We start from the raw sequence: 5,129 nt of genomic DNA on the forward strand, positions 1-5,129 counted from the left end.
GTCGCCTCGCGCAGCCTGGGAACGGCGACGATCACATTGCCTTCATCCGCGAGCACGTCCACACTATATTCTTCATGCGGCAAATATTCCATGACGATCAGTTCCGGCAATGTTTTTTCCCGGCAAATCACATCATGAAGCTCCGATATGCTGATAAAGGCCGAATTGGGCTTTTCATAAAACAGAAGCCGCCGCCTGTCAACACTGCGGTCAATGATATGAAACCCTCTGCTCCCATCCGTTACGGTCGGCTTGAAGCACACCGGCTGTTGCGGATAACCGAGCGCATGAATCGCCTCGATCAGTTCCGCAGGCGTATGGACTACATAAAATTTGGGCGTTTCGATTCCGCTTTTCCGCAATCTGGCATACAACTTTCCTTTATGGATCGCATCGGTTAACGCCGCAACGGAAGAAATCAGGATGCTTGTGCCGATCTCCGCCAATTTGTCCTGGATGCTCGCGAGCTTGATTAACTCCCCGGTAACCAACGAAAAAATGAGGTCGATCTTTTCATTTTCACATATTTGCAGAATAAATGGCACAAACGCCTCATCGGTCGCCTTGGGGCCGACGACAATGCGGTCCGCGAGATAAAATCCGGACGCATTCGGACTGCTGTCCATACATACAAATTCAAAATGATACGCATCGGACAACCGCAGCGATTTGATAACGCCGAAAGCGGCGGGCGAGCCCGCGCCCGTAAGCAAAATGCGAATGGATGGCTTCATTTGGCTATCACGCGCCTTTTGTTTTACCATCACTATAATTCGAATGAGACAGACATGCTTCGGACAAAACTCCAAAATGCGATAAATGGGAGAATGCATAAGAAAAAAGCAACGGCTCGCCATAACTTGTTTATACAGCTAACAGCATCAGAGATGGGAGATTGGGGTGAGAGAGTGGAGGGTCATGCTTATGCGAATCAGCGCGTAATGGTGTTAGCGCCCCATGCGGATGATGAAGCAATCGGCTGCGCGGGTGTAATACAAAAATATATCCGCCAAAACAGTCCGGTTCGGGTTTTGGTAGTGTCCCTGTCATTGAATGTATCCCGCCGCTATAAAAAAGAATTGTCGGCATACGCCAATTACGACGGCAACGTGCGCTTGCGGGAATTTCAACAAGCCATGAGCATCCTCGGCGTCACCGATACGCATATTTTTTTCCCGGACAAATCCAAAAAACAGCAATATGACAGCAAGCTCGATACGCATCCGCGCGCCATGCTGGTGGAAAAAATCGAGCGGCACATAGAAGAATTCAGGCCAACCGTTATGTTTATACCGTCCATCACCAAACACCAGGATCACGAAGCCACGCACCAGGCGGCCATTGCCGCAACCCGCCCGTATTTTTGGAACGGATCTGTTTTTGTCTATGAAACAGACGGTGAACTTTCCTTCGATCCGAATTTTTTTGTACCTTTATCCGAGCCGGAGATGAACCGCAAAATGGAAGCTTTGCAAGCCTATCAAACGCAACTGGGAAATTCCCGCCACCCGGTTAACCCGGACAGTTTGTTCCATAAAGCAAAATTCAGGGGCAATCAAATTTACGAGGATTTCGCCGAAGCGTTCCGCGTGCATCGCTTGCACGGCTAGTCGCCATCATTGCCTGGCGAATCGAGGTGCTCAACCATTGGCCTTCGTCAACAAGTGGCAACCGGGCATTTCTGTCATTGTCAGCACGAAGCGTCCGCATTTTCTGGAAAAAATGTTTCATAACTACCGCAGACAGATTTGGGCCAAGAAAGAATTGATCGTTGTCGTAAACAAAGATTCGGTCGATATGTCCCGCTACCGGCAAATGGCCCGGCGGCTGCCGCATATCCGCGTTTTTCATCTTCCCGCCAGCCGTTTTACGTTAGGGCGATGTTTAAATTTCGCCACAAAGAGAGCCGTCTATCCGATCATCGCAAAAATGGACGACGACGAATACTACGCCCCGCTATATCTGGCCGGTATGATCGACGAATTTCGCAGATCGAATGCGGATATTGTCGGCAAGCAGGCCTATTATATGTATTTGCGGGGCAGCGGTATTCTGCTGCGCAGATTCAACAAGATGAACCGGTTCGTTCGCGTCGTTTCAGGCGGCACCCTTACGTTCAAACGAACAGTATGGCAAAAGGTGAAATTCCGCAATGTGCGCATCAGCGAAGACGTCATATTTTGCAAGGATGCCCATAGAGCAGGATTCCGCATCTATTCCGGGAATTTGTTCAATTTTTGCGCGATTCGCCGGAAAAACCCGAAAAGCCATACTTGGCAAGTGAATGATTGGGAATTTATCACCGAACCGCATTCGAAAATCATTGCCCGCACAACAGATTTCCGGCAATTTGTGATCGCGCGGTAGCCGTTTTTTTGCGTTATTTTGCCATCCCCAGCCTTGCTTTGACTTCATGCACCACTTGATTCCGGGATGCGCGGTCGTTGGCATAATCAAGTTGATTGACATCCAGCCAAAAAAGCGGCGAATGGCGGTAATTCCGATAGTGGTCGGCATAAAGGGCGTGCAGATTTCGCCAATATTGTTCGCTCACCGCCAATTCGTCCGCCCTTGCCCTTCTTTTGATTCTGGCTATTGCTTCTTCGGCAGTTACATCGAGGTAAATGACCAAATCCGGGGGCGTAAGCGAATTGATCAATGACTGATACAATCGTTTATATACGCGGTATTCTTCCGGCTTCATATCGCCGTTTGCATGGTACAGACAGGCAAAAATCGGATCGGAAAAAATGGATCGATCCATAATGACATTTTCTCCGGCAACCGCTTCCCGATATTGGATAAACCGGTTTGTCAGAAAGCTGATTTGCATCGGAAAACACCACCGGCTGCCTTCTGAAAAATATTTCCCGAGCAGATCGTCGTCGTCCCGAAACACTTCGGCAATCAAATCAAACCGCAATTCTTCCGCCAAAATATTGGCGAGCGTGCTTTTGCCCGCCCCTGTCATACCGTCGATGACGATCACGCTCATCCATCATTCCTCCCGTAAACTGCGGCAAGCCGACATATTTTGTCAGTTGTGCAATCATTATATTTGTTTTTCGCTCACTGCAATATAGGGCGCAGACAACGCCTGTTCGATGACCGACGGCTGGTCGCTGAAACGTTCCAAATCGTTATAGGCCGGGATGCCGTGCAGCGCCATATCCAGCCCTTCTTCTTCCTCTGCCGCGGCTACCCTTAGTCCGACGGTTTTCTTTAGCATATTGGCGAATCCGTAACTCAAGAAAAATCCCCAGGCGGATATGACGAATCCGCCCAACGTCTGCACAACCAGCAAATGGATATGCCCGGCAGTCAAAAAGCCTTCCTGCAAGTCGAACAGCCCGACGGCAATGGTGCCGAACAGTCCGTTCACACCGTGCACCGCGACTGCGCCGACCGGGTCGTCAATTTTCAATTTGTCGATTGCGGCCGTGCCCCAAATTACCAGCAAACCGGCAATCATGCCGATCAAAATGGCCGCTTCGGAACTGACATATGCACACCCCGCCGTTATCGCAACCAACCCGGCCAAAGCGCCGTTGATCGTAAAACTGGGGTCCGCTTTGCCGAAACGATACAACGAAAACAGCATGGCCGCCGCGCCTCCGGCCGCCGCAGCCAATGCCGTATTTAGCGCAATGGCGGACAAATTGGCGGAAAAAACGTTAAGCGTACTCCCGGCATTAAAGCCAAACCAGCCAAACCACAAGATAAATCCGCCAGCGGAAGCAAGCGGTATATTGCTGGGAGCAAATACGTTCACACTCCCGTCCGAATTAAACCGTCCCCGCCGCGGGCCCAAAACGCAGGCAAACGCCAACGCCGACCATCCGCCCAGGGCGTGTATAACCGTCGAACCGGCGAAATCTTTCATGCCCAATGATGCCAGCCAACCGTCGGCATTCCAAACCCAATGCCCGGAAATCGGGTAGAGAATCGCGGTCATAAACACGGCGATCAAAATATACGCTTTAAACGACATCCGTTCGGCAACGGCGCCGGAAATGATGGAAATGCCGGCAATGGCAAAGCCCACTTGAAACAGCACAAACGCCGGCATTGAAAGTGGCATCGGCAAATTTACATGCTGCGCGGCTCGCCAAAGGGCAATGCCGATTAATCCGCCATGATCTTTTCCGTACATCAAGCCGAACCCGATTAAATAATATGCCAAAGTGCCGATCGTCAAATCGACAAATATTTTCATCGTGACGTTCACTGCGTTTTTCGTACGGACAAAGCCGGCTTCGAGCAAACTAAAGCCGCCCTCCATAAACAACACCATCGCTGAAGCGATGATTACCCACATAGTGTTTAACGCGATGTCAGCTCCAGCATTCATGTTGTTTCCCTCCTAATGTATCTATCTAAAATTATAGATACATTATAGGTGCGCAACCTTCATTCGTCGCAGGTCATGTCACGTTTTATCACAAACTTTGTTAACTTTTCAGCTCGTCAATCGTTTCGTCGACTTTCCCGGTCCTTATATTATACATTTCTTGAACCGGCAGGACGAAAATCTTCCCATCGCCCGCTTCGCCTGTTTGCGCCGTTTTGATGATCGTTTGAATCGTTTCATTTACTTTGTAGTCGGAAACGATCATTTCCATCTTGACTTTATAATGCAAATTTACCGTGTACGATTTGCCTCTGTAGATGCCGGTGGCGTTCTTTTGCTGGCCGCGCCCCTGCACTTGTGTAACCGTAAAACCCGTTACATTGATTTCCCGGAGTCGTTCGATAACCTCACGAAGTTTTTCCGGGCGAAAAATGGCAACGATTTGTTTCATATTGTTGGCCCTCCAGTGATATCCGGCAATTTCCACTTCAATTGCATTATAACACACCCTCTTTTAAACCCCATAAAAAAAGACTGCCTGCTTGCGCAACAGGCAATCTTTTTTCGTCGAGCTGGCGATCATGCAATTCAAAATCAAGGTTCCGCGCCCCAGACGAGCACGCCGTCTTGGTACAATGCCACATGATCCCAGTTGGCAAACGTCGTCTTCGTCGCGTCGAACGAATAGTCGTCGCTTTCGTTGTAGTTCGTCCAGTCGTTCTTGTTGATCCGCGTCTGAATCTCCCCGCTGTTGCCGCCCGCTATGATGCTGCCGGCT

Annotated in this window: 7 protein-coding genes; 2 read left to right on the forward strand and 5 right to left on the reverse strand. The window is 49.8% G+C overall.

Annotated features, from left to right (window positions below):
• Positions 1-734: ATP-grasp domain-containing protein (locus VF260_09515; GenBank protein HEX7057416.1), on the reverse strand; the 734-nt coding region annotated here is incomplete at its 3' end.
• Positions 735-908: 174 nt separating this feature from the next.
• On the opposite strand from VF260_09515, the gene VF260_09520 reads away from it, so the two are divergent.
• A complete protein-coding gene (locus VF260_09520; GenBank protein HEX7057417.1) occupies positions 909-1,610 on the forward strand; it encodes a PIG-L deacetylase family protein in 702 nt (233 codons plus the stop codon).
• 37 nt (positions 1,611-1,647) lie between these two features.
• Positions 1,648-2,367, forward strand: coding sequence for a glycosyltransferase (locus VF260_09525; GenBank protein HEX7057418.1), 720 nt, complete (start codon positions 1,648-1,650; stop codon positions 2,365-2,367).
• Positions 2,368-2,380: 13 nt separating this feature from the next.
• On the opposite strand, the gene VF260_09530 is transcribed toward VF260_09525, so the two are convergent.
• From VF260_09530 to VF260_09545, 4 genes are all read right to left on the reverse strand, one after another.
• Complete coding sequence (locus VF260_09530; GenBank protein HEX7057419.1) at positions 2,381-2,995, reverse strand: deoxynucleoside kinase; 615 nt, start codon at positions 2,993-2,995, stop codon at positions 2,381-2,383.
• A gap of 57 nt (positions 2,996-3,052) precedes the next feature.
• Positions 3,053-4,351, reverse strand: coding sequence for an ammonium transporter (locus VF260_09535; GenBank protein HEX7057420.1), 1,299 nt, complete (start codon positions 4,349-4,351; stop codon positions 3,053-3,055).
• A 100-nt stretch (positions 4,352-4,451) separates the two neighbouring features.
• Positions 4,452-4,802 (reverse strand): P-II family nitrogen regulator, encoded by a 351-nt coding sequence (locus VF260_09540; GenBank protein ID HEX7057421.1) that lies wholly within the window; start codon positions 4,800-4,802, stop codon positions 4,452-4,454.
• A gap of 143 nt (positions 4,803-4,945) precedes the next feature.
• The coding region (locus VF260_09545) for a hypothetical protein (protein ID HEX7057422.1) at positions 4,946-5,129 on the reverse strand (184 nt) is incomplete at its 5' end.

The sequence above is a fragment of the Bacilli bacterium genome (genome assembly GCA_036381315.1).
Taxonomy (GTDB): domain Bacteria; phylum Bacillota; class Bacilli; order Paenibacillales; family KCTC-25726; genus DASVDB01.